The organism is Amycolatopsis sp. cmx-11-12 (genome assembly GCF_046269425.1).
In the GTDB taxonomy this organism is placed as follows: Bacteria; Actinomycetota; Actinomycetes; order Mycobacteriales; family Pseudonocardiaceae; genus Amycolatopsis.
Map to the genome: position 1 here is coordinate 15,529 of NZ_JADNQM010000056.1, position 22,940 is coordinate 38,468.

At 69.2% G+C, this 22,940-nt stretch carries 24 protein-coding genes; 10 read left to right on the forward strand and 14 right to left on the reverse strand.

Features of this window, described 5'->3' with window-relative positions; all coding sequences use genetic code 11:
* The first annotated feature begins 16 nt into the window (after positions 1-16).
* The gene (locus tag ACLARN_RS41260) at positions 17-1,006 is read left to right on the forward strand and encodes a YeiH family protein (protein WP_409496925.1); all 990 of its coding nucleotides are present in this window, start codon (positions 17-19) and stop codon (positions 1,004-1,006) included.
* Here ACLARN_RS41260 and ACLARN_RS41265 read toward each other — a convergent pair.
* Positions 984-2,159 (reverse strand): MFS transporter, encoded by a 1,176-nt coding sequence (locus ACLARN_RS41265; protein ID WP_409496926.1) that lies wholly within the window; start codon positions 2,157-2,159, stop codon positions 984-986. The two genes, ACLARN_RS41260 and ACLARN_RS41265, sit on opposite strands and share 23 nt — an antisense overlap.
* Positions 2,160-2,342: 183 nt before the next feature.
* Positions 2,343-3,239 carry a DMT family transporter gene (locus ACLARN_RS41270; protein ID WP_409496927.1) on the reverse strand — a complete coding sequence of 299 codons (897 nt, stop codon included), beginning with the start codon at positions 3,237-3,239 and terminating at the stop codon, positions 2,343-2,345.
* On the opposite strand from ACLARN_RS41270, the gene ACLARN_RS41275 reads away from it, so the two are divergent.
* Entirely contained in the window at positions 3,238-4,662 is a 1,425-nt protein-coding gene (locus ACLARN_RS41275) for a PLP-dependent aminotransferase family protein (protein WP_409496928.1), read from the forward strand. The genes ACLARN_RS41270 and ACLARN_RS41275 overlap by 2 nt on opposite strands.
* 65 nt (positions 4,663-4,727) lie before the next feature.
* Complete coding sequence (locus ACLARN_RS41280) at positions 4,728-5,426, forward strand: Crp/Fnr family transcriptional regulator (RefSeq protein WP_409496929.1); 699 nt, start codon at positions 4,728-4,730, stop codon at positions 5,424-5,426.
* 45 nt (positions 5,427-5,471) lie between these two features.
* Here ACLARN_RS41280 and ACLARN_RS41285 read toward each other — a convergent pair whose 3' ends face one another.
* Positions 5,472-6,062, reverse strand: a complete 591-nt coding sequence (locus ACLARN_RS41285) for a hypothetical protein (protein WP_409496930.1) — start codon at positions 6,060-6,062, stop codon at positions 5,472-5,474.
* Positions 6,063-6,240: 178 nt separating this feature from the next.
* Here ACLARN_RS41285 and ACLARN_RS41290 point away from each other — a divergent pair, with 178 nt between their 5' ends.
* Positions 6,241-7,746, forward strand: a complete 1,506-nt coding sequence (locus ACLARN_RS41290; protein ID WP_409496931.1) for a sialidase family protein — start codon at positions 6,241-6,243, stop codon at positions 7,744-7,746.
* Between the two features lie 83 nt (positions 7,747-7,829).
* Here the strand turns inward: ACLARN_RS41290 and ACLARN_RS41295 are convergent, their stop codons facing one another.
* From ACLARN_RS41295 to ACLARN_RS41310, 4 genes are all read right to left on the reverse strand, one after another.
* Entirely contained in the window at positions 7,830-8,300 is a 471-nt protein-coding gene (locus tag ACLARN_RS41295; protein WP_409496932.1) for a hypothetical protein, read from the reverse strand.
* On the reverse strand, positions 8,301-8,570 hold the full coding sequence (locus ACLARN_RS41300; protein ID WP_076165534.1) for a DUF1905 domain-containing protein: 270 nt from the start codon (positions 8,568-8,570) through the stop codon (positions 8,301-8,303).
* A gap of 39 nt (positions 8,571-8,609) precedes the next feature.
* Complete coding sequence (locus tag ACLARN_RS41305; protein WP_409496945.1) at positions 8,610-9,116, reverse strand: flavodoxin domain-containing protein; 507 nt, start codon at positions 9,114-9,116, stop codon at positions 8,610-8,612.
* An 89-nt stretch (positions 9,117-9,205) separates the two neighbouring features.
* Positions 9,206-10,414 carry a nitric oxide synthase oxygenase gene (locus ACLARN_RS41310; RefSeq protein ID WP_409496933.1) on the reverse strand — a complete coding sequence of 403 codons (1,209 nt, stop codon included), beginning with the start codon at positions 10,412-10,414 and terminating at the stop codon, positions 9,206-9,208.
* Between the two features lie 379 nt (positions 10,415-10,793).
* On the opposite strand from ACLARN_RS41310, the gene ACLARN_RS41315 reads away from it, so the two are divergent.
* Together ACLARN_RS41315 and ACLARN_RS41320 are read left to right on the forward strand one after the other, a co-directional pair.
* Positions 10,794-11,810 (forward strand): CobW family GTP-binding protein, encoded by a 1,017-nt coding sequence (locus ACLARN_RS41315; RefSeq protein WP_409496934.1) that lies wholly within the window; start codon positions 10,794-10,796, stop codon positions 11,808-11,810.
* 101 nt (positions 11,811-11,911) lie between these two features.
* Positions 11,912-12,178 (forward strand): hypothetical protein, encoded by a 267-nt coding sequence (locus tag ACLARN_RS41320; protein WP_409496935.1) that lies wholly within the window; start codon positions 11,912-11,914, stop codon positions 12,176-12,178.
* 56 nt (positions 12,179-12,234) lie between these two features.
* Here ACLARN_RS41320 and ligD read toward each other — a convergent pair whose 3' ends face one another.
* Genes ligD through ACLARN_RS41335 form a run of 3 tightly spaced genes read right to left on the reverse strand, consistent with a single transcriptional unit; the run spans position 12,235 to position 15,509 of the window.
* Entirely contained in the window at positions 12,235-13,242 is a 1,008-nt protein-coding gene (gene ligD / locus ACLARN_RS41325) for a non-homologous end-joining DNA ligase (RefSeq protein WP_409496936.1), read from the reverse strand.
* Positions 13,239-14,318, reverse strand: coding sequence for an ATP-dependent DNA ligase (locus ACLARN_RS41330; RefSeq protein WP_409496937.1), 1,080 nt, complete (start codon positions 14,316-14,318; stop codon positions 13,239-13,241). The genes ligD and ACLARN_RS41330 overlap by 4 nt, the downstream gene beginning before the upstream one ends.
* 39 nt (positions 14,319-14,357) lie before the next feature.
* Positions 14,358-15,509 carry a DUF1015 family protein gene (locus ACLARN_RS41335; RefSeq protein WP_409496946.1) on the reverse strand — a complete coding sequence of 384 codons (1,152 nt, stop codon included), beginning with the start codon at positions 15,507-15,509 and terminating at the stop codon, positions 14,358-14,360.
* 111 nt (positions 15,510-15,620) lie between these two features.
* On the opposite strand from ACLARN_RS41335, the gene ACLARN_RS41340 reads away from it, so the two are divergent.
* Complete coding sequence (locus ACLARN_RS41340; RefSeq protein WP_409496938.1) at positions 15,621-17,141, forward strand: MDR family MFS transporter; 1,521 nt, start codon at positions 15,621-15,623, stop codon at positions 17,139-17,141.
* Positions 17,142-17,172: 31 nt separating this feature from the next.
* Here the strand turns inward: ACLARN_RS41340 and ACLARN_RS41345 are convergent, their stop codons facing one another.
* Positions 17,173-18,063, reverse strand: a complete 891-nt coding sequence (locus ACLARN_RS41345) for a TIGR03854 family LLM class F420-dependent oxidoreductase (RefSeq protein ID WP_409496939.1) — start codon at positions 18,061-18,063, stop codon at positions 17,173-17,175.
* A gap of 138 nt (positions 18,064-18,201) precedes the next feature.
* Here ACLARN_RS41345 and ACLARN_RS41350 point away from each other — a divergent pair, with 138 nt between their 5' ends.
* On the forward strand, positions 18,202-18,948 hold the full coding sequence (locus tag ACLARN_RS41350; RefSeq protein WP_409496940.1) for a thioesterase II family protein: 747 nt from the start codon (positions 18,202-18,204) through the stop codon (positions 18,946-18,948).
* 53 nt (positions 18,949-19,001) lie between these two features.
* On the opposite strand, the gene ACLARN_RS41355 is transcribed toward ACLARN_RS41350, so the two are convergent.
* Positions 19,002-19,433, reverse strand: coding sequence for a DUF6292 family protein (locus tag ACLARN_RS41355; RefSeq protein ID WP_409496941.1), 432 nt, complete (start codon positions 19,431-19,433; stop codon positions 19,002-19,004).
* 100 nt (positions 19,434-19,533) lie between these two features.
* Positions 19,534-19,977 carry a MarR family winged helix-turn-helix transcriptional regulator gene (locus tag ACLARN_RS41360; RefSeq protein WP_409496947.1) on the reverse strand — a complete coding sequence of 148 codons (444 nt, stop codon included), beginning with the start codon at positions 19,975-19,977 and terminating at the stop codon, positions 19,534-19,536.
* Between the two features lie 114 nt (positions 19,978-20,091).
* On the opposite strand from ACLARN_RS41360, the gene ACLARN_RS41365 reads away from it, so the two are divergent.
* On the forward strand, positions 20,092-20,484 hold the full coding sequence (locus tag ACLARN_RS41365) for a DUF5313 family protein (RefSeq protein WP_409496942.1): 393 nt from the start codon (positions 20,092-20,094) through the stop codon (positions 20,482-20,484).
* 122 nt (positions 20,485-20,606) lie between these two features.
* On the opposite strand, the gene ACLARN_RS41370 is transcribed toward ACLARN_RS41365, so the two are convergent.
* Positions 20,607-21,386, reverse strand: a complete 780-nt coding sequence (locus tag ACLARN_RS41370) for a hypothetical protein (RefSeq protein ID WP_409496943.1) — start codon at positions 21,384-21,386, stop codon at positions 20,607-20,609.
* 373 nt (positions 21,387-21,759) lie between these two features.
* Between ACLARN_RS41370 and ACLARN_RS41375 the strand changes: the two genes are divergently transcribed.
* Positions 21,760-22,701: a pseudouridine synthase gene (locus ACLARN_RS41375; protein ID WP_409496944.1), complete on the forward strand. Its 942-nt coding sequence runs from the start codon at positions 21,760-21,762 to the stop codon at positions 22,699-22,701.
* Positions 22,702-22,940: the final 239 nt, after the last annotated feature.

Consider the following 22,940-nt stretch of genomic DNA (forward strand, 5'->3'; position numbering starts at 1 on the left):
AGGCGAAGCTCGAATCATGAGCACCACGCACGCGAGACCGACGAAGCCCTACTTGACCGCGCTGGCCATCACGGGCGCCGGAGTGGCCGTCGCCTACTTGGCGGGCACCGCGTTCCCCGTCGTCAGCGCGCTCACCATCGCCGTCGTGCTCGGCATCCTCACCGGCTCGCTGCCCGCGCTGTCGGACGAGACCCGGAAAGCGATCTCCGGCGTCACCAAGAAGCTGCTCCGCGCCGGTGTCGTGCTGCTGGGTCTTCAACTCTCGCTCCCCTCGGTGCTGGCGCTCGGCCCCGGCACCCTGCTCGCCGTCGTGCTCACGGTGGGCATCACGTTCCTCGGCACGATCGGCCTCGGCAGGCTCCTCGGCGTGCCGCGTGGCCTGGCGATGCTGGTCGCGACCGGGTTCTCGATCTGCGGCGCGTCGGCCATCGCCGCCATGGAAGGCGTCGTCAAGCGGAAGGATTCGGACGTCGCGACCGCGGTCGCGCTGGTCACCCTCTACGGCGGGCTCGCCATCGCGGCCATCCCGCTGTTCGGCGGCTGGCTGGGCCTCGACGCGGTCCGGATCGGCGAATGGGCCGGGCTCAGCGTGCACGAGGTCGCGCAGGTCGTCGCCGCGGCCACCCCCGCGGGCAGCGCCGCGGTCGCGGTCGCCATCGTGATCAAGCTCAGCCGCGTGGTCCTGCTGGCGCCGATGGTCGCGGCGGTCGGCGTATGCGAACGCCACCGTCCCGCCGACGGGAAGCGGCCGCCGCTGGTCCCGCTGTTCGTCCTCGGCTTCCTCGCGATGGCCGCCGTGCGCAGCACCGGGATCATGCCGGATTTCGCGCTCGACCTCGCCAAGATCGCCTGCACGCTACTGCTGGCCGGGGCGCTGTTCGGGCTCGGCTGCGCGGTGCGGATCGGCACGCTGATCCGCACCGGCGGGCGAGCCCTGCTTCTCGGCCTGCTCTCCACGCTGCTGGTCGGGACGACCGCGCTGGTCACGCTGACCGTGCTCGGCTGAGGACGCCCGCCGCGAGCAGCGCGAGCACCCCACCGGCGACCATCGCGGCCGGGACGGAGACCGAGTCGACGACGATCCCGCCGAGCAGCGCGCCCACCGAAAGGGTCGCCTGGAACGACGAGGTGAACAGCACCGACGCCGCTTCGGGTGTCTCCGGCGCCGCTTTCGCGAACCATGTTCCCGAACAGACCGGGACCGCTCCATAGGCGAAGCCCCAGATCACCAGCAGCACGAGCGCGCCCGCTTTCGAATCGCCGAGAAACGGCAACGCCAGTGCCGCGAGGCCGATCAGACCGGCGGCGGTGAGGAAGGTCAGCCGGAGGTCGCGGGCGATCGCCGCGCCCGCGACGAAATTGCCCGCGACCCCGGCGGTGCCGTAGACGAGCAGGAAGACGGTGATCGACTCCGGGCTCACCTGAGTCACCTGGCGCAGGAGCGGCGTGATGTAGGTGTAGGTCCCGAAGTGGGCGAGCACGACCAGCACCGTGACCAGCAGGCCGCGCCGGGTCGCCCGCCCGCGCGTCATCTCGCGCAGGACGCCGAACCGGGTGGCGCCCGCCGACTGCAGCGGAGGCAGTGAGAGGGCCAGTGCGGCGAGGACGCCGATCGTGAAGACGGCCATCACGGCGAACGCCGCTCGCCAGCCGAACAGTTCGCCGACGAACGTCCCCGCCGGTACTCCCAGAATGGAGCCGAGCGGCACGGCCGAGAAGATCACCGCGGTCGCCTTGCCCGCCCGTTCGGGGCCGACCAGTCGCGCGGCGAGCCCGGAGCCGATCGCCCAGAACGCGCCGATCACCAGCCCGACCAGGACACGCGAGACCAGCACCGCCCAGTAGGCCTGCGCGGTCGCCGCGAGGACGTCGGCCAGTGCCAGCACCACCATCAGCGCGCACAGCGGGCCGCGCCGGTCGAGCCGTCCGGCGGCGACGGTGACGGCCGGGGCGGCGAGCGCGGCGAGGAAACCGGGCAGGGTCATGGTCAGGCCCGCCGTCCCCGGCGTGATCCGGAAGTCCTCGCCGATCGGGGTCAGGAGGCCGATCGGCAGGATCTCCGTGGTGACGAGGGAGAAGATCCCCAGTGTCACCGCGAGGACGGCGAGCCATCCCTTCAGCGGGATCCGGGCGGAGGTGTCGAGGGCCGGGGTGATCATGTGCCCCAGCCCATCACCGCGCGGACACCGCGGTCTGGCGGAATCGCGACGTGGATGTGGGGCTGACTAGCTGCGGGAGCTGAAGGGGACTTTCCCCGCATCAGATGAGACGAAAGCGTCCCTCACCGCGTCGCATGAGGCGAAGGGCCCCTTCAGCCCGCGCCGGTGCGAGTGGATGTGGGGCTAACTCCGGGATCGCTGGGTCACGACGATGCAGCCGACCACGATCAGCGCCGTCACCGGCGCGGCGGGCGGAAGGTGCTCACCGAGCAGCAGGACCGCCCAGATCAGCGTCAGCAGCGGCTGGGCCAGCTGAAGCTGACTCGCCCGCGCGACACCGATCTCGGCCATTCCGCGGTACCAGACGAAGAACCCGCCGAACTGCGAGATGAGCGCGACGTACAGCAGGCCGATGATCGCCTCGCCGCCGACGTGCAGTGGTTCGGTCGCCGCGCCGAAGACGGTGAGCGCGGCGGTGACCGGCAGCGCGAGGACGAGCGCCCAGGCGATCACCTGCCAACCCGGCATCTCTCTGGCCAGCCTGCCGCCTTCCGCGTATCCGAACGCGCACAGCACGAGCGCGGCGAACAGGAACAGGTCCGCTGTGGACAGTCCGCCGCCGCTCTGGCTCACGGTGAACACCACCACCGCGAGCGCGCCCACCCCGGCGGCGAGCCAGAACCGGCGGGACGGCCGGTGCCCGGTGAGCCTCGACGAGACGACGGCGGTGGCCAGCGGCAGCATCCCGATCACCACCGCGGAATGCGCCGTCGACGACGTCTGCAGGGCGAGCGTGGTCAGGGTGGGGAACCCGAGGACGCAGCCGATCGCGACCACGGCCAGGCCGCGCCATTGCTCGCGTTCCGGCAACGGGACCCGGAAGGCGCGCAGGATGGCGGCGGCGACCAGCGCGGCCAGCACGCACCGCGCGCCGGTGGCGGTCCACGGGCCGAAGCCCTTGAGCGTCCAGACGGTGGCGGGGAACGTGAACGAGAAGGCGAAGACACCCAGCGCCGCCAGCACGGTCCCGGAGCGGACCGCTACTGCCCGATCCGCGATAGCGCTATCATCCAGTCTCATGTCCGATGGTAGCAGCGTCACCAGCCTGGTAACACAGCTGAGGTCCGAGCTTGAGCGCTATCCGATCGAAGGAAAGCTCCCGTCCAGCCGCGAGCTCGTCCGGCAGCTGAAAGTGAGCCCGGTGACGGTGTCACGCGCCATCGCCGCACTGGCCGCCGAAGGCCTGGTGATCGCCCGCCCCGGCGCCGGCGTCTTCCGTGCCCCGCCGCCGCGCGAGGTGGTGGTGTCCGGTGACGTGTCGTGGCAGGAAGTGGCACTGAGTTCGCAGGCCGGTATCCGCGCGATCGACGCGACCGGGGTGCTCGCCGCGCTGAGCGACCCGCCGTCGGGGGTCATCGACCTCAACGGCGGCTACACCCATCCCAGCCTGCAACCGGAACGCGAACTCGCGGCGGCGTCGGCCCGCGCGGGACGCCGTCCCGGCGCGTGGGCCCGGCCGCCGATCTGCGGCCTGCCGGAACTGCGGGCCTGGTTCGCCCGCGACATCGGCAGTCCGGTGAACGTCGAGAACGTGCTGGTCACCGCGGGCGGTCAGAGCGCGCTGACCACGGCACTGCGCGCGCTCGGCGCCCCTGGCGCGCCGGTGCTGGTGGAATCCCCGACCTACCCGGGGATGCTGGCCATCGCGAGGGCTTCGGGGCTGCGGCCGGTTCCGGTGCCGATCGACCGCGACGGCGTCCGGCCCGAACTGCTCGCGGACGCCTTCCGCGACACCGGCGCCCGGCTGTTCGTCTGCCAGCCCGCGTTCCAGAACCCGACCGGCGCGGTCCTGTGCGCCGAACGCCGGGCCGAGGTCCTGCGGATCGCCCGTGACGCGGGCGCTTTCGTCATCGAGGACGACTTCGCGCGGCTGATGGCGCATCCCGGCAGCCCCGCTCCCCCGCCGCCGCTCGTGACCGACGACCCCGACGGTGTCGTGGTGCACATCCGGTCGCTCACGAAACCGGCGTCGCCGAGCCTGCGGATCAGCGCGCTGGCCGCCCGCGGCCCGGCACTGGAACGGCTGCGCGGTCTCCACGCCGTCGAGAGCTTCTTCGTGCCCCGGCCGTTGCAGGAAACCGCGCTGGAGCTGGTGAGTTCTCCCGCCTGGGCACGCCATCTGCGGACACTCGCCGCCGCCTTGCGGGAACGCCGCGACGTCGCCGTCTCCGCACTGCGGGAGTTCGTGCCGTCCTGGAAGGCCGTCCCGGTCCCGACCGGTGGCTACCACCTGTGGCAGCCGTTGCCCGGTTTCGCCGACGAAGTGACGCTGACCAGCGCCGCTTTCCGCGCCGGAGTAGCGGTCACACCCGGCAGACTCTACTTCGCGGCCGAGGCGCCGGGACCCTATCTGCGCCTGAGCTACGTCAGCGCCACGACCGGCACGCAGGTGCGGGACGGCATCCGGCGACTTTCCCAGGCATATCAAGAGATCTCGGGCTAGGCCGTGCTGCCCGCGCGGCACGTTAGTTGTGCTCGTACTATCGCGCACGGAGGCGAATGACAGGCATGACACAGCCGGCGGCGGAGCCGCACGAATCACCCGGCAGGCTCTGGGAACTCCTCGACGACGGCCAGCGCAAGGCGCTGCGCGCCGAGGCCGAACTGCGCCGGTACCCGGCCGGGACGGTGATCATCCGCGAAGGCGACCGGTCGGACTGGGTCCTGATCCTGATGACCGGGCGGGTCAAGATCACCTCGGTGTCCACCGGCGGTTACGACGCCGTGCTTGCCGTCCGCGACCCGGGCGACATCATCGGTGAGATGGCGTCGATGGACGGCAGTCTGCGTTCGGCAACGGCGGTCGCCGTCGAACCGGTCACCGGGCTGTGGCTGTCCGCGCGGGCGTTCAATTCCGTGCTCCGCGAGCAGCCCGGCATCTCCGTGGTCCTGCTCCGGATCATCACCTCCCGGTTGCGCTACGCCAACTCACGCCGCACCGAATTCGGCGACAGCACCGCCGCCGAACGCATCGCCGCGATCCTGGTCGATCTGGCCGAGCGGTACGGCGTCCCCGTCCCCGACGGAACCCTGATCGCGCTGAGGATCAGCCAGCGCGACCTGGCGGGACTCGCGTCCGCGTCACGGGAAGCCGTCGCACGGACACTGCGGACCTTGCGCACCGACGGGCTGCTCAGCACCGGGCGGCAACGGCTGGTCGTCCGGAGCCTGAAGGACCTCAGGCAGCTGGCACCCGACGACCACTGAGCCGCCACGGCCACGCCGAAGTGCCGTTCCACGCCTGGCCCGCCGTCATGCGGCGATTCCGGCGGTCCGGCGGCGGAGCAGAGTGCGATGCCGTTCCACCCGCGCGCCGAAGCGGGTGAGCATCTCGCGCACGACCGGATCACCCGGGTCGAACATGATCCGGTCACGGAACAGGCCGCGCAGTTCGGTGGCCAACGGCTCGGCGAGGTCGCCGTGGACCTTGAGGATCGCCAGCGAGACAAGGCCGGTCCGATCCTTGTTCCAGCCGGCGACATCGACCCGCTCCGGCGCCTTCCGGAACCACCGGACGGCCTGTGCGACGGACCCCGCGACACCCTGGCACAGCATCTCGAGCAGCCGAATCGGCACCAGCGCGATCCCAAGGAGCAGATAGATCGGGAACTCGGCGAGTGCTTGCAGGACGACCACCACGCCGAACAGTCCGGTGGCCACCTTGTTCACGGGTACGTCCTCGCGGTCGTCGGGCAAGTCCTTGAGATACAGCGTCCAGTCCGCGGTGATCTTGTAGTGCCGGTAGCCGCCCTTGAGCGCCGCGAACGGCTGTACCCACCGGCGCCACGGCGCGAAACGGCGATTGATCTCCCACTCACGCCCCTCGGGATCGATCACCTTCATTCGGCCCTCCCCTTCCGATGTCGCACCGTGGCCGGCTGAAGAGACTTTGACAGGGAACGCTCGCTTGTTCTGCGTCACCTGACACAGAACGCGAAACCCGGGTTGTACGCGCCTTGTACGACCGGGAAGGACTCTGATGCCCCGTCATCCGGAAACGAATCCAGGACGGAGTACTCCCGTGAAGATCTCTCGCGTCGCACAGGGCCTGTTCGCGGCCCTCGTCGCCATCGCGGCGGTCGGCGCCTCTCCTGCACTCTCTCTCGCCGCACCCGCCGCGACCGCCGCCGTTGGAAACACGGTGGTGTACAAAGAGAAAACAGAAGGTTACGACTGCTTCAGAATCCCCGCCGTCGTCAAGGCGAACAACGGCGAACTGCTCGCGTTCGCCGAGGCTCGCAAGGGCGGCTCCACCTTCTGCAACGACAGCGGCGACATCGACCTCGTCGTGAAACGCTCGGCCGACAACGGGAAGAGCTGGAGCGCCTCGAAGGTCGTCATCGAAGGTTTCGGTGACACCAAAGGAAACCCGGCACCGATCGTGATCCCGTCAACCGGGCGGATCGTGCTGCTCTCAGTGATGGAATGCGTCAAGAATCCTGACTGCAACCGGATTCCGCGTGTCTCGCTCAGCGACGACCACGGCAGGACGTGGACCGCGCCCAAGGTGCTCACCACGCAACTCGGGTTCAGCGCCGCGCCGGCCTGGCTCGCGACCGGCCCGTCCCACGGCATCGTGCTGACCCGCGGCGCGCACGCCGGCCGGATCGTCGCCGGGATGAACTACAGCAACGGGGCCACGCACAGCGGCTCGCTGATCTACAGCGACGACCAGGGCGTCACCTGGAAGCGCGGCGCCACCGACACCCCGGCGACGTCGGCCGCGCTGATCCCACAGGAGATCAGCGTCACCGAACTGCTCGACGGCCGGGTCTACGCCGCGGCGCGCAACCAGGCCACCAACGGCAACAAATGCCTCGACGGTGGAGCGAAGAACCGCGCGTACGCCATCAGTTCCGACGGCGGCGCGAGCTTCTCGACGAAGTTCACCTTCGAGGAGGACTTGATCACCCCGGTCGTACAGGCCTCGACCGCGCGGATGACCGCCACCGACAAGGCGGGCAAGTACAACCGGATCCTGTTCGCCGCGCCGTCGGTCTGCGACCGCCGCAAGCAACTCGTCGTGCGGTCGTCGTTCGACGAAGGCGCGAACTGGCAGGGCAACTCCGCCGGAACGCTGGTGTGGAGCGGCGACGCCGCGTACTCCGACATGGTCCAGCTGTCCTCGGGTTCGGTCGGTGTGCTGTACGAAGCGGGCCCGGCGGGGAACGCCAACGAGACCATCCGCTTCTCGACCGTCACCGAGACGACGCTCGGCGCCCCGGTGTGCGGCAGCGGATACGGCGTGATCGACTCGGCCCCGCTCGGGACGGCGGGCACGGTTTACCTGTCCTACAACGCTTCCAACGGACAGAACTGTGTCAGCACGATGAAGAGCACGTCCGCGGGCACCGCGACGGCGACGTCGGCCTACCTCGAGGTCCAGGGATCGGCGCGGATCACCGACTCCGGCTCGTTCTCGTGGTTCGCCGGTCCGGTGCGGGCGGCCGCGGCGGACAAATGCGTGAAGTGGGGCGGTTCCGCGGGCGGGATCAAGTACGACAGCCCGTCGGAGCACTGCGGCTGAGCGATGGCGCCCAGCCTGAAGTACATGAAGGCCCCCTTCCTTGCGCCTGGCGCAAGGAAGGGGGCCTTCATGTACTCAAACGCTCACGACTTCGGCGGCCGCAACCGCGGGGAAAGCTTCGTGAGCCCCAGTTTCTCCAACTGCTCCGAAACCTCCGCGAGCCCGGCGTCGAACCGGTCCAGGTCCACCCCACGCTCGGACAGCTCGTCGCGGACGTGCTGCTCGACCTTCGCCCAGTCGTTGCGGTACTTGGTCGCGAGTTCCTTCCACGGCACACCGGCCAGTTCCCCGGCGAGACCCCGATCGTAACCGAGCACACCGCGCTCCATCAGGTACGCGATCCCCGGGTAGCCGAGGTACCCCTGCCAGTACGACCCGTTGTCGTTGGCCGTGATCGAACCCGCGGCCGGATCGTGGCGCACGTCGTAGGTCTTGGCCTTGTCCGACGACGCGACACGCGCCGTGTCACCGTCGATCTCGACGCGCCCGTCGGCCACCGCGCCGAGCGCCTCGTAGATCTTGATGACCGGGGACGGTTTCCATTCCGCGGCCACTCAGCCCTCCAGTCGTTCGAGCAGGACGACGTCCACGGTGTCGCCCTCTTCCTTGCCGATCACCTTGCGCACCTCGGCCTTCACCGGGAGCTTGTGGGTGCCGTCGCCCAGCGCCATGAACGAACTCCGGAACGGATGCCCGTCGATCGTCCCGCGTACCTTGACCAGACCCTTGGTGCCGAAGAACTCGGCGGAGCCGGGCATGACCACGTACGTCCAGCCGCCCTTTTCCGGGCTCTTGAGCAGCGTCGCGGTGAACCGTTTGTCCATGGGAGCACCCTACGACAGGGCACCGACGAAACCGGCGCGTCAGAGGGTGACGCGGATCCGCACGCGGCGGCCGACGTCGCGTGCCCAGGCCCGGATCGACGGCCAATCGCGGAAATCGCCGGCCCAGGGGCCCGCGGCCATGAGCTTCCAGAACAGGCCACTCGCGGTGGCCGGGGTGAGCCTGCCGCCGAAGGTGGCCGTGCGCTCGGCGTCGATCCGCGCGGCCAAGATCGCGACCCCCGCGGGCAGGCTGACGTGTTTGCCCGCGGCGAGCGGCCCGCAAGGCCCGCTGTGGAACAGCCAGACCGGGCGGCTCCGGAGCGCCTCCTCGTGCTCGGTGAGCAGGCGCACCGCCTCCGGGCGCCAGCGCCGGTGGTGCAGTGCGCTTCCGACGATCACCGCGCCGTACGGTTCGACGTCGCCGACCTCGGCGGCGTCCAGCAGATCGGCCGTCAGGCCGCTTTCCCGCAGTTCGGCGACGATCACCTCGGCGATCTCCCTTGTGCCGCCGGACTTCCCGGCGTGGGCGACGAGCACTGCGGTCATCTCCCCATTGTCCGCGCCGCCGCAACCCGTGCCGCCCTCCGGCCCATCGACACGCCGCATTCGGCTCACCTCTTCACCCGTCGGGGGCGTTACCCGGGAGGCAGAAAGGCCGGTCTCGCGGCCGGATCGGGTTCGTCGTAGTAGCGGTGGAACACCGCCGTCTGCCCGCCGGACAGCGGCGGGACGATCCAGCTCCACTCCGCCTGACAGCGGCGGCCCGCACGCTCTTCCTTGGCGATGTGCGTGAGGAACCGCCGCGATTCGGTGTGGTGGTCGGCGACGGTCACGCCCGCCGCGTCGAAGGAGTGCTGGACAGCCAGCGTCAGTTCGACGAGCGCGCGGTCACGCCACAGGGTGCGTTCCGACGCGGTCGACAGGCCCATCAGGTCCGCGATCACCGGCAGCAGGTCGTAGCGGTCGGTGTCGGCCAGGTTGCGCGCGCCGACCTCGGTGGAGAGATACCAGCCGTTGAAGGGCGCCGCGGGGTAGGTGATCCCGCCGATCACCAGGCGCATGTTGCTGATCGCCGGCACCGCGTGCCAGCGCAGCCCGAGCCCGGCGAACCACCGGTGGTCGGGATGCGACAGCGGGACCTCCAGCACGGCGTCCGAGGGCAGCCGGAACAGGCGCCGCTCCCCCGGCTCGGACTCGATGAGCAGCGGGAGCACGTCGAAGGAACCCTTGCGCTCGGGCGGGCGCCAACCGTGTTCCTTGACGGTCTCGGTGAAGTCGGCGTGGCGCGGATCGCCCAGCACCGAGCCGTCGCCGAGCCGATGGCCGGCGTAGCGGACGAGCTGGTCGTTGTGGATCTTCGGACCGGGCCCGGCCGGGCCGTCCGGGGCGAACACCGTAATGGTCGACCGGATCCGGCCACCCCTGGTCGCCTCCCGCAAATGGGTGACGCACTCCTCGGCGATGGCGGCGGCGCCGGTGACGTCACGGCGGTCCCGCACCTTCAATCCCTGCCAGTACAGCCTGCCGATGCACCGTGCGGAGTTCCGCCAGGCAACCCGCGCGCCGAATTCGACCTCGGCCGTGGTGTGCCGGTAGGTGCCGGTCTCGTGGATCTCGGCGTGGACCTGGTCCAGCCGTTCGTTCAGCCGTCCCTCGCCGCCGTCCGTCTCGTCGTGAAAGAGCCGGAGGAAGTCCTCCGCCTCGGCGACGTCCACGCTCCGTCCCCGCGACCCTGCATCCGGAGGCAAGCGGGGGATATCCGTCACCCGCATGGAGGCCGTCACCACTTCGGCCTCCCACTCTCCGAATTCGACGCCGGCACCGGCGGCGGGAACGATCACCATTCCTCCTGCACTTCGGAAATGCCCGGAGGGTCACGCTCGATCAGCGGGATGGCTGGGTCCGGACCAGACGGAAGACGATACCCCACAAAAACGAGGACACTATCCTCCAAATGGCAGAAGCCCCAACAGGACAACGTTTTCCCAGCTCAGAATGCCTACTGGCGACAATATTTGGAATTGAGTCCGACTTCGCGGAAGATTCACCGAAGCGCCGACAGCGAAAACGATCACGCTTACCCATGATCCCTTTGTGATCATTTCACCTGCCACACTTTAGAGTGTATTTACCCGCCTGCTCTTCTGTTCTTTCCCGGGACCGGTGTATTGACCCGTATCCGCCGTCGCTAGAGTGCGGGGAACGCCGGCGGAAAGGAAACTCGTGGTCGACAGGCGGATCCCGGTCATCCTGGTCGCGGGCTTCCTCGGCTCCGGGAAGACCACCCTGCTCAACCACCTGCTGGCCAATCGCCAAGGTGCGCGCATCGGTGTCATCGTCAACGACTTCGGGAGCATCGCGGTCGACGCGATGGCCGTCTCCGGCCAGGTCGACACGATGATGTCCTTCGGCAACGGCTGCCTGTGCTGCGCCGTCGACGCGAGCGGCCTCGACGCCATGCTCGCCAAACTGTCCGAGGCCGAGGCGGGCATCGACGTCATCGTGATCGAGGCCAGCGGGCTCGCCGAACCGCGTGACCTCATCCGCCTGATGATCGCCAGCGAGAATCCCGCCATCGCGTACGGCGGTCTGGTCGAACTCGTCGACGCCGCCGAGTTCGAGGCGACCAGGCGACGCCACCCGGAACTGGACGAACACCTCGGTTTCGCCGACCTGGTCGTGCTCAACAAGACCGACCGGGCCGACGAGGACGCCCTGGCCAAGCTGCGTGGCACGATCGACGAGATCGCGCCCGGCACGCCGGTGATCGCGACCTCCCACGGCCGGATCGACCCCGCGCTGTTCTTCGACGCCCGGCCGCGTGACCGTGCCGGGCAGATGTCGTTCGACGACCTCCGCGACGAGGAGCACGACCACGAGCACCACTTCCACACCGCGTACGACAGCGTCGCCTTCACCGTCGAGCGGCCGCTGGACCCGCGACGGCTGATGGACTTCCTCGAACAGCGCCCCGGCGGGCTCTACCGGATCAAGGGCTTCCTCGACTTCGGCCCGAACGGCCCGCGCTCCCGGTTCGGCCTGCACACGGTGGGCTCGTTCATCCAGGTGGAACGGTCGGCGTGGCCGTCAGGCCTGCCGCGCCGGAGCGAACTGGTGCTGATCGGCTCGGGGATCGACACCGAGGCCGTCACCGCGCGCCTCGAAGCGTGCGTCGCGGACGATCCCGAGGTCGTCGACGAACGCGGCATGCTGCGCGTCCTGCGGTTCGTCCAGGACTGACACGCCGAAGGCCGAAATACCGGGAATCGCGGCGAGTCTCCTTGACACTGATTCCCGGAAGGAATCTCGAGCTGGACCACCTGTATCGGGAGGACAGTTCCATGACGAACACCGCCGGACGCTGGTACCTGGTCGGCGCGCTGCCGGAGGACTCCCCCGCCGCGCACCTGATGACCCGCTCCGAAGACCTCCGCTACCGGCGTTCCGCCTGCGGGGACAAGGAATCCCGGATGTGGAGGCCGGTGGATCTCACCGGCACCGACGTCGTCCCGTGCCCGCGCTGCGCCGCGACCCTGCCGAGCCACCGCCCCACCAGGAAGGCCGAGCCAGCCCCGAACACGCAACTCGCCTTCGACCTCCCCCTCTGACCGCAATTCGGCACCTGGTTGCGGTACTTGCGCACGCAAGCATCGCAATCAGGTGCCTAATTGCTTTCTTTCTTCGCCCTGCTCGGCGCGACCCGGGGCGGCTCGTTCGGCATCTTCGGGTACACGGGCGGCCAAGGCGCGTCCATGAGCCCGTCCGCCATGTCCTTCCTGGACATTTCCAGCAGCGGCTCGATCGACTGCGGTTTCGTTTCCGCCCAAGGGTCTCCGCGTTCGGCGAAGCGAGCGGGCACGGTGGACAGGGTGAGCTTGTCCGGCTCGACGGTCTCCAGTTCGTCCCATCCGATCGGCGTCGACACCTGCCCGCCGACCCGCGGCCGCACGCACCACGCGCCGAACACCGTCTTGTGCGGCGCGTTCTGGTTGAAGTCGACGAACACCCGGGAGCCGCGTTCTTCCTTCCACCACTGCGCCGTCATCTCCTCCGGGTGGCGGCGCTCCAGTTCGCGGGCGAGCGCGACGGCGGCCGCGCGGACCTCGTAGCCGTCCCACGTCGGTTCCAGCGGTACGTAAAGATGCAGACCGCGCGAGCCCGACGTCTTCAGCTGCGCGGCGATGCCAAGCTCCGCCAGCAACGCCTTCGTCAGGACAGCGCCGTGCCGCAGCTCCGGGAAACCGATGCCGGGCGACGGATCCAGGTCGACGCGCAGCTGATCGCTGACCTCCGGCGCGTCGGCCCGGTTCGGCCAGACATGGAAACCGAGACAGCCCTGGTTCACCGCCCAGATGACGTGTGCGAGGTCTTTCGCGACGAGCGCGTCCGATGTGGTCCCGTTCGGAGTGGACACCACCGTCGTGGTCAGCCACTCGGGCGCGTTCTTCGGGACCCGCTTCTGGAACCACGACTTCCCGCCCGCGCCGTCGGGATAACGCTCCAACAGCAAGGGCCGCCCGCCGAGCTGCGCCAGCAGTGGCACCGAAACCGCGCGGTAGTACTCGACGAGGTCCAATTTGGTCTCGCCGTTCTCCGGGAAGTAGACCTTGCCCGGATTGGACACCGTGAACTCGACACCGTCGAGGTCCAGCGTGACCGGTTCCGACTTCATGCTTCCCCCAGCTCGGTGAACAACGTGGCCAGCTCGGCGGGCGGGACCTCTTCGAGCTGCGCGTAGGTGCAGGACGCCGGTTCGCGGTCGGGGCGGAAGCGCACGAGCCTGCCGCCATGGCGGAACCGCGTGCCCTCGACGTGTTCGTAGCGGACCTCGGCGACCCATTCGACGCGGACCGGCTCCCAGCTCAGGTCCTTCTGCGGCGCCCACCGGCTGCCCGCGCCGGGCATCCGGCCGCCCGCCTCCTCGTGGGCCTCGACCCACTCGCGCCAAGGGTGGTTCTCCAGCGCGTTCTCCCGCAGCGGCGCGAGTTCGTCCACCAGCTCACGGCGCCTCGCGGCGGTGAAGCTGCTGGCCACGCCCACGTGGTGCAGGACGCCTTCGTCGTTGTAGAGCCCGAGCAGCAGCGACCCGACGCCGACACCGTCCTTGTGCCACCGGAATCCGACGACGACGCAGTCCGCGGTGCGCTGGTGCTTGACCTTCCACATCACCCGCTTGTCCTGTTCGTACGGCGCGTCGGCGGGTTTGGCCATCACGCCGTCGAAACCCGCGCCCTCGAAACGGGTGAACCAGTCCTGGGCGACGTCGGGGTCCTCGGACAATGGGGTGAGGTGCACGCGGGCGAACTTCGTGTCGACGACGCTTTCGAGCAGCTTCCGCCGCTCCTCGAACGGTTCCGGCGTCAGATCCCGGTCTTCGAGTGCGAGCAGGTCGAACACCACGAAACTCGTCGGCGTCTCCGCGGCCAGCTTGTTCACCCGGGACGCCGCCGGGTGCAGCCGCAGCTGGAGCTTCTCGAAGTCGAGGCCGCCTTCGGTGACCAGCACGATCTCACCGTCGACGACGCAGCGCTCGGGCAGCGCGTCCTTGAGGAGGTCGACCAGTTCGGGGAAGTACCTCGTCAGTGGCCTGTCGTTACGCGAGCCCAGGACGACCTCGTCGCCGTCGCGGAAGACGACGCAGCGGAAGCCGTCCCACTTGGGCTCGTAAAGCAGCCCCGGCGTGCGCGGCAGTTCGTGCACGGCCTTGGCCAGCATCGGCTTCACGGGCGGCATCACGGGCAGTTCCACGAGGTGATCCTAGGCCTGCCCACCGACAAAAGCGCGACGTCAGAGCTCTGCCAGCAGGAGTCCGCTGCGTGGTTTCGGCGTGAAATACGTGGCCTTCCTCGGCATCCGCAGTCCGGCCGCGTGCACGGCGAGTACTTCCGCGTACGGGACCGGGGCCAGCAGCAGAACCGCGTCCGCGTCTTCGGGCACCGGGGCTCCCGGCAGCAGCGGCCGCATGTTCGAGCCTTCCGGATCGACGCCGAGCGCCCCGCGGAGCAGGTCTTGCTCGACGACGGCGTGATCGAGGCCCGCCCTGCCGAGCAGCACCCGGAACGCCGACTCCCCCGCCAGTACGGTCACCTCTCCCGCTTCGGTCGGTGGCTCTGGCGGGCCGGGGTGGACGCCGAAGCCCGCCTCCGTCCATCGCCGGACCAGCGTGGCCGCGTCGAGACCGGTGCCGGCGAGTACCCGGTGGATGGGCCCGATCCGCAGTCCCGGTCCGCCGGTGACCAGCGCCAGCAACGCGCCGCGTCCCGACGCCGCGGCGGCTGCGACCCGGTGATTGCCGTCCGCGACCAGGAGATCCATCTCGTCCAGGGCGGCCAGCAGCTCGGACTGGCCGTCGCCGGGACCGGTGAGCCACAGTTCGTGCTTACGGCCCGCGCCGTCCACTGTGGACAGGGTGGGCACCTGCCCCCGGCAGAGCCGTTCGATCAACGCGGTCAGCTCGCGGCCGCCGGTCGCGGGGACGAGCATGGCGGCGCTCGTGGCGACACCGAGTCCGGCGAGCATCGCGGCCCGTTCCGCGACGACGTCCGGATAGACGTCCTCGGTGTGCCGGACCCGGGTCAGCCCGTCGTCCCGGACCGCGGCCGGGTCGACCAGGCACAGCACGCCCAGCCCGACGCCGTCCGGCCCGTCGATGCGGTACGGCGCGACGACGTCGGCGACCGGGCGATAGTGCCGTTCCCGGATCCGTTCGAACGTCGCCCTTGCCTGCGGCAACGCCGCCTCGATCGCCAGGCCGCCCGCCAGCGCGGCCGGGGTCCTCGCCGGATGCTGGACCGCCAGCAGACTGTCGCCGCGCGCCCCGGCGAGCGCGGCCGTCACCCGGTCCCGGTCGGCGAACTCGTCGACGTCGGGACCCGGGACGGTGTCGAGGACAACCCAGCCACGGCCGATCGGGCGGATCCAAGTGCTCATCCGACCCATTTTGCGGGAAACCTCACGGAACAAATCGATCCCATGACCGGGTGTCTCCATGGAATGCTTACCCATGCGAAGCAGTTGACGCCCTTCATGAGCCCGAGGAGATCGCCACAGATGACCACCCCGGCCCCGGTCACCGCGAAGGAAGGGGTCGGTTTCCGCTCCGAACGCGGCCCCGTCCTGATCGCCGTGATGCTGTGTTCCGGCCTGATCGCGCTGGACTCGACCATCATCGCGACGGCGGTGCCGTCGGTGGTCGCCGATCTGGGCGGCTTCTCGCAGTTCCCGTGGCTGTTCTCGATCTATCTGCTGACCCAGGCGGTCACCGTCCCGCTGTACGGCAAGTTCGCCGACGTACTCGGCAGGCGGCCGGTGATGTTCTTCGGGATCGCGGCGTTCCTACTGGGCTCGGTGCTCTGCGGCGCGGCCTGGAGCATGCCGGTACTGATCGCCGCCCGCGCGGTGCAGGGCATCGGCGCGGGCGCCATCCAGCCGATCGCGCTGACCATGGTCGGCGACATGTACACGGTCGAGGAACGCGCCAGGGTGCAGGGCTATCTCGCCAGCGTGTGGGCCATCTCGTCGGTGGTCGGGCCGACACTGGGCGGCGTGTTCGCCGAGTATCTCGACTGGCGCTGGATCTTCTTCATCAACCTGCCACTCGGCGCGCTCGCGGCGTGGATGCTGTTCCGGAACTTCCGTGAGCGCGTCGAACGCCGTTCGCACCGCATCGACTACCTGGGCGCCACGCTCCTCACGCTCGGCTGCTCGCTGCTGATCCTCGGCCTGCTGGAGGGCGGGGTGGCCTGGGGCTGGGCGTCCGCGCCGAGCCTGGCGATCTTCATCGGCGCGGTGGTGCTGCTGGTGGCGTTCGTGTTCGTGGAACGCAAGGCCGAAGAGCCGGTGCTGCCGCTGTGGATCTTCACCAAACGGACGCTGATCGGCGGCAACCTGGTCGCCGTCGTCGTCGGCATGCTGCTGATGGGCCTGACCTCGTATCTGCCGACGTTCTCGCAGGGTGTGCTCGGCACCGGCGCGCTCGTCGCCGGGTTCGCGCTGGCGGCGCTGACCGTCGGCTGGCCGATTTCGGCGTCGCTGGCTGGCCGGATCTACATGCGGATCGGGTTCCGGGACACCGCGCTGATCGGCAGCGGGATCGTCATCGCGGGCGCGGCGCTCACGGTGTTCCTGGCGGCGGGGTCGTCGATCTGGCTGGCGGCCGCGGCCGCGTTCGTCCTCGGACTGGGACTGGGCCTGGCGTCGAGCCCGACGCTGATCGCCGTCCAGTCCACCATCGGCTGGGAACGCCGAGGGGTCGTCACCGCGACCAACATGTTCAGCCGTTCGCTGGGCAGCGCGGTCGGCGTGGCGATGTTCGGCGCGATCGCGAACGCCACCCTGGCGAACCGGTTCGCGAACCCGCCCGCCGGGGTGAGCGGCCTGCCGTCCGGCGTCGACGCGACCAGTGTCGTCCTGGAAGGCAACGGACCCGCCACGCCGACGACGACGTTCGTGCGTGACGCCCTCGCGGACGCCACGCACCACGTCTTCCTGGCGATGCTGGTGATCGCCGTGCTCAGCGTCGGCGCGCTGCTGCTGATGCCGCGGAGGACCGAAGAGCTGAAGTTCGACTAGCGCGTGGCCCCTGGAGCAGGGCTGAAGGGAACTAGTTCTGCATCGGGACGGCGTGCTCGACGAAGTTCTCGACGAACCGCTCGATCGGCTCCGGCCCGGCCGGGTAGAGCACGAACTTGCTCAGCCCGGCGTCGATGTACTCGGCGACCAGGTCGCGGGCGGCCGCCCAGCTGCCCGCGATCAGGCGTGCCGGGTCGGCGTCGGACCTGGCGGCGACCGAGGCCGCGAGCGCGTCCGGGATGCCGTCCTCGGCGACGATGAGGCTGATCCCGAAGTGGTCGGCCTCGACCTCCCGGTCCGCCTCGGCGGCGGCCTTCTGGATCGCCTCGCGGCCGGCGCGGGCCTCTTCCGGGGTGAGGAAACTGGCCAGCCAGCCGTCCGCGAGCCTGCCGATCCGCCGCAGGGCGCCCGGCGCCTTCCCGCCGAGCCACAGGTCGAGCCGCTTGAGCGGGCGCATGCCAAGCCCGACACCCTCGACGCGGAAGAACTCGCCGTCGAAGGTCACCTCTTCCTGTTCCAGCAACGCCTTGATCAGCCGCAACGACTCGTCGAAGACGGCGGCGCGGCGGCCCGGCGGCACCGGGAACAGCGGCAGTTCCGCGTCGCGCGCAGGCTTCAGACCGAAGACCGGGAGGACGCGTTTCGGCGCGAGCGCGGCGAGTGAGGCGAGCTGTTTGGCGACCAGCACCGGATCGCGGCCGGGTAGCACCATCACGCCGGTGCCGACCTTCAGTTTCGAAGTGCGGGCGAGCGCGTGGGTCAGCCCGACGACCGGGTCGATCCTGGGCGAGTACACCGCTTCGGGCAACCAGAGCGAATCGACGCCCTCCTGCTCCAGCAGGTCGACCGCGGCACCGAACTCTTCGGGCGCCGTCCCGGCCCCCAGCCCCGCACCGATCCTGATCTTCAGGTCCTCCGCCACACTCGCTCCCTTCCGCCAGCCCTGGCTGCGGGCCGATGTCCAGTGTTCAACCCCGCACACCCATGGACTCTTCCCGCGAATCCCCCGTACATTCCAGTGTCGTGCGGGCCGTTCCCGCGCGGATTGGGGGATTTTTCGATGGCAGGGCAGGATTTCCAGGTCTGGACGCGCTGCTTCCACCCGGCACCGGCTGCCGAGACGCGGCTCGTCGTGTTCCCGCACGCCGGTGGATCGGCGAGCGCGTACCGCCAGCTTTCGGGGGCTCTCTCCCCCACCGTCGAGGCGCACACCGTCCAGTACCCGGGACGGCAGGACCGCATGGGCGAGCCGGTCATCGACGATCTGCACGTCCTCTCCGAGCAGCTGGTGGACGTCGTCGCCGCGCTCCCGAAGCCGTTCGCCCTTTTCGGCCACAGCATGGGCGCCATCGTCGCGTTCGAGGTCACCCGGCGGCTCGAGGCGCGTGGCCTCGTTCCGGCGGCGCTGTTCCTGTCAGCCCGCCGCGGCCCGGACATCCTCAGGAAGGACTCGCACCACCTCGCCGACGAGGCCACTTTCCTCGCCGAGGTCAGCCGTCTCGGCGGCACGGCCGCGATGATCCTCGACGACCCGGACATCCGCGCCCTCGCCTTGCCCGCGCTGCGCGGCGACTACAAGGCCGTCGAGACCTATCGCTACCGGCCCGGACCCGACGTGACCTGCCCGATCGTGGCGCTCACCGGGAACGCGGATCCGGTCGTGGACGTGAGCGACGTCGAGAACTGGGCCGGGTACACCACCGGTTCCTTCGAGAAGGAGGTCTTCGAGGGCGGTCACTTCTTCCTCGACGACAATCTCGATGCCGTCGTCGCCCGCATCCGCGGCACGCTGACCGTCAGTCCCTGAGGCCGTCCCTGATCGGCAGGGAGATCGACGCCGTCCTCGCTCCGCCGGAGTGATCAGGCCCAGGCGGAAAGTTCCTTGGCCAGCGCGGACGGTCCGCCGGCGGTGCGCAGTGTCGGCGGGCCGGGCCAGCAGTCCTGGTGGTCACCGGTGCGCAGGGTCTCGGCGAAGCGGGCCACCAGCCTCGGCGGCGACGCGACCGACCGTCCGCCGAGGTAGGCGACGACGACGTGGTGGTCGTCGCCCGACTGTGTCGCGACGGCGGCCGACCAGCCGTGCTCCTCGTGCCACAGCAGATCGGCATCGCGCTCGGGGAAGCCGGGAAGACGCCAATTCAGCCTCAGGCCGGCGGTGACCGGGCCGGTGAGGTCGGCCGTGCACGAATCCATCCGTATCCCCAGCGCCGAAGCCACGTCCTCCAGATAGGCGTTCAGCCTGGTCATGAGATCCAGACCTGCTTCCGTGGGGGCGGGGGTCGAGGTGGTCACGGTCCCTCAGCTTCCTGTCATCTTGAGTAGGCGTGACGGGAATTACCCACCCCGACGCGGCTTCACACCCTCATTTCGTCACACCCCGGTCTCGGTTCGCTCAAGCCGTGGCTTCGATGACGCGCGTGAGAGCCTTGTGCAGCGCCTCCAGCTCGGAGACCTCCATTCCGAGCTTCTCGACGACGCGGTACGGGATCTTTTCCGCCTCCGTGCGCAACGCGCGGCCCGATTCCGTCAACTCGACCGTCAGCAGCCGCTCGTCCTCGGCACTGCGCCTGCGAGTGACGTAACCGATCGCCTCCAGCCGCTTGAGCAGCGGGGACAGCGTCGCGGGTTCGGCGCGCAGAGCGGCGCTCAGGTCCTTCACCGCCTGTGGCCCCCGCTCCCACAGCGCCAGCATGACGAGGTACTGCGGATGGGTGAGCCCGTGCGGCTCCAGCAGCGGACGGTAGATGGCGATGACGCTGCGCGACGCGACCGACAGCGCGAAACACACCTGACGCTCCAGCGCGAGCGGGTCCTCGCCCAGATCGATCGACTTCATGTCGGGCCCTTCCGAACTCATGGCGCAAAACTAGCAGTGTCCTCGGCAACACTAATATTTAGCGTACTAACCATTAGTGTACTGTGACTAACGTCGAAGGAAGGGAGTCGCCCGATGCCCCGCAAGCGCCCGGACGTGTTCCGCTGGCTGTGGTACTCACTCGGCGGCAGGCTGCCCGAGCGCTACCACGACTGGATCCTCCACGACGCGACCACCGGAAGCTGGCGCTGGCGGCACGTCGCCCGCAGCACGGTGATGATCGCCCCGCTCTGCGCGGTGTGGCTCCTCCTGCCCGGCCCGCTCGGCCTGCGGCTGGCGATCGTGCTGATGGCCGCGCTCGTGGCGTACTTCTACTCGACGGCCTACATGGAGGAGAGCATCGAGCACCGGCTCACCAAGAACGGCTTCCCGCCGGGCATCGGGCGCCGGACCCGCGAGGAGGCGGCCGCGGCCGCCGAGGCCGACGCCACCGAGCGGTACCTCGCGCGATATCGCGATCGACACTGATCACTCCCGTCTTACCGGCGCCCTCGCGTGGCGGGTGTCGCGAAAGCCACTTTCGGGACATCAGACGTCTCGAAAGTGGCTTTCGCGACACCCTTTCGCGACACCTCGGCGGGCATCGTTGGTCAGGCGACCCGACGCAGACGGGCCTCAGCGGCACGGTGCGCTGCCACAAGTTCGGCGACCACCCGCTTCGGTTCCGTCCGCAATCGGCTGGGCAAGGTCTGGAGGACCGCGATCCCGGCGGCCGCGTACCTGGCGTTTCTCGCCACTGTCGCCGCGTACTGCTGCTTGCCGAAGTGAAAGTCGTACGAATCGATCTCCCAGGCCAGGCTCACCGCCACGAAGTAGCCATCAGGAGTCGCGATGTACTCCCCACTTTCGTCTCGCAGTTCATGATTCCATCGGGGTTCGGGCAATCCGCTCATTCGCCACACCCTCATCGCGTCGACTTCCGCAGCCGACCGGGCTCCATCGGCGATACGATGCAGCGCATCACGTGGGATCGCAGTGCCGCGGCTGCTTCCGGCATCGAGTTCGTCGAAGAGCTCCGGAAGGCTTACGCCCCGTTGGACCGCCTCGGAAAGCAGCGCCGAAACCGCCTGGCGTGAGCCGAGCCGACGGCACTCGTCGAGTACCGACCGAACCAAGGGCGCCAGCGGTACCCCATCGAGCACGACCGCCGTCGGTAGCCGGGTCGTGCGTTCGATGATCACGTGCCCGGAACTGCCGACCTTGCGTTCGAGGGGAACGAGAAGATGGACGAGGAACGGATGGTCCGGCAGCGCCCGTAACCCCTGTCGACGACACGCGGTCGCGCCGGTCACCACTGCGTCGGGACCGGCGTACAATAGAGCGGCGTCAACCAGCTGCCTGCGCGTTGGATCGCCGGAGTTCAGCAGCAAGACTCCCGGCAGCAACCGTCGCCACTGCCTTCCCGGACGGCACCGGCGATAACAAGTCCTTGACGGAACGCCGAGTTCCGTCAACCGAGCGACGGTGATCACGCCGCCATGACTGTGCTGGTAGAGCTCCTCGGGATCACGAGCCCAATCTCCAGGTTTCACTCCACGATCGTCTGCTCCTCAAGTTCTCCTGCGCCAGACCTTCCGCCCGGCCTGTGGACAACTCGCCACACCAGCCCCACTGTGGACAACTCCCGCTGGTGTCGCGAAAGCCACTTTCGGGACACCAGACGTCTCGAAAGTGGCTTTCGCGACACCAGGACACCCGCCCGCGACCAGGCCGGATGAGCCCACGCGGCTAGAGTGCGCGGTGATGAGACGCAAGCTCCGCCCGCCGCTCCCGCCCCGGCACGGGCTCGACCCCGCGAGGCTCAAGATGCCCGCCGAGGGACCGTGGACGACGTTGCGGGAGCACCTCGTCGAGCGGCTCCCCCGGGTCGCGCCCTCGCGGATCGAGGAGATGCTCCGAGAGGAACGCATCGTCGGACTGGACGGGCCGCTGGGCGTCGACGCGCCGTTCGTGCCGGACTCGTTCATCTGGTTCCACCGCGATCTTCCCGACGAGGTCGACGTTCCGTTCGAGGTCTCCGTCGTGCACCGCGACGAGCATTTCCTGGTCGCCGACAAACCTCATTTCCTCGCGACGATCCCGCGTGGACGGCACATTCTCCAGACCGCACTGGTCCGCCTCCGCCGTGAACTCGACCTCCCGATGCTCAGCCCCGCGCACCGGCTCGACCGGGTCACCGCCGGGCTCATCCTGTTCGTGATCACCCCCGAAGTCCGCGGCAAGTACCAGACGATGTTCCGGGACCGCTTGGTACACAAGGAATACGAGGCGATCGCACGCTACGATCCGGACGTCGTGATGCCGCGCGAGATCAGCAGCCGCATCATCAAGGAACGCGGGGTCATCGCCGCCCAAGAGGTCGACGGACCGCCCAACGCCGAGACCCGGGTCGAACTCCTCGAACACCGCGACGGCCTGGGCCGCTACCGGCTGCTGCCCGCGACCGGCCGCACCCACCAGCTCAGACTGCACATGAGCGGTCTCGGATTGCCGATCCTCGGCGACGACTTCTACCCGGAGCTGACCGAAACGCCGCTTGACGACTTCACCGAACCCTTGCAGCTGCTGGCGAAAGTCCTCGAGTTCACCGACCCGGTCACGCGCGAACGCCGCCGGTTCGAGAGCGGACGGACCCTTGAGGCTTGGACGGATCTCAAGGCGTGGCGGCAAGGTGGCGTCGGATGAGGGGGTGTGTGGAAATAGGGACGTTGGATGTCCCTATTTCCACACACCCCTTCCGGACCCGGTGGTCACCGGGACTCCTCGTGCGGGACTGTGTGGATTTTGGGTCATCTAACCTGGATCCACCGGTGTGGTTGTGGGTTGATCTTGATGGCGGTTGTTGATCATGTGTCCGGTTGGTGGGCGGGGTGGGGTGCCGGCCGTCGCATCCGGTGTGTCCACTGTGGTCTGGTTGTTGGGGC

Coding starts and splice junctions, on each gene's coding strand:
- ACLARN_RS41260 (WP_409496925.1), top strand. CDS start 17: ATGAGCACCACGCACGCGAGACCGACGAAGCCCTACTTGACCGCGCTG.
- ACLARN_RS41265 (WP_409496926.1), bottom strand. CDS start 2,159: ATGATCACCCCGGCCCTCGACACCTCCGCCCGGATCCCGCTGAAGGGA.
- ACLARN_RS41275 (WP_409496928.1), top strand. CDS start 3,238: ATGTCCGATGGTAGCAGCGTCACCAGCCTGGTAACACAGCTGAGGTCC.
- ACLARN_RS41270 (WP_409496927.1), bottom strand. CDS start 3,239: ATGAGACTGGATGATAGCGCTATCGCGGATCGGGCAGTAGCGGTCCGC.
- ACLARN_RS41280 (WP_409496929.1), top strand. CDS start 4,728: ATGACACAGCCGGCGGCGGAGCCGCACGAATCACCCGGCAGGCTCTGG.
- ACLARN_RS41285 (WP_409496930.1), bottom strand. CDS start 6,062: ATGAAGGTGATCGATCCCGAGGGGCGTGAGTGGGAGATCAATCGCCGT.
- ACLARN_RS41300 (WP_076165534.1), bottom strand. CDS start 8,570: ATGGACAAACGGTTCACCGCGACGCTGCTCAAGAGCCCGGAAAAGGGC.
- ACLARN_RS41305 (WP_409496945.1), bottom strand. CDS start 9,116: ATGACCGCAGTGCTCGTCGCCCACGCCGGGAAGTCCGGCGGCACAAGG.
- ACLARN_RS41310 (WP_409496933.1), bottom strand. CDS start 10,414: ATGGTGATCGTTCCCGCCGCCGGTGCCGGCGTCGAATTCGGAGAGTGG.
- ACLARN_RS41320 (WP_409496935.1), top strand. CDS start 11,912: ATGACGAACACCGCCGGACGCTGGTACCTGGTCGGCGCGCTGCCGGAG.
- ligD (WP_409496936.1), bottom strand. CDS start 13,242: ATGAAGTCGGAACCGGTCACGCTGGACCTCGACGGTGTCGAGTTCACG.
- ACLARN_RS41335 (WP_409496946.1), bottom strand. CDS start 15,509: ATGGGTCGGATGAGCACTTGGATCCGCCCGATCGGCCGTGGCTGGGTT.
- ACLARN_RS41340 (WP_409496938.1), top strand. CDS start 15,621: ATGACCACCCCGGCCCCGGTCACCGCGAAGGAAGGGGTCGGTTTCCGC.
- ACLARN_RS41350 (WP_409496940.1), top strand. CDS start 18,202: ATGGCAGGGCAGGATTTCCAGGTCTGGACGCGCTGCTTCCACCCGGCA.
- ACLARN_RS41360 (WP_409496947.1), bottom strand. CDS start 19,977: ATGAAGTCGATCGATCTGGGCGAGGACCCGCTCGCGCTGGAGCGTCAG.
- ACLARN_RS41365 (WP_409496942.1), top strand. CDS start 20,092: ATGCCCCGCAAGCGCCCGGACGTGTTCCGCTGGCTGTGGTACTCACTC.
- ACLARN_RS41375 (WP_409496944.1), top strand. CDS start 21,760: ATGAGACGCAAGCTCCGCCCGCCGCTCCCGCCCCGGCACGGGCTCGAC.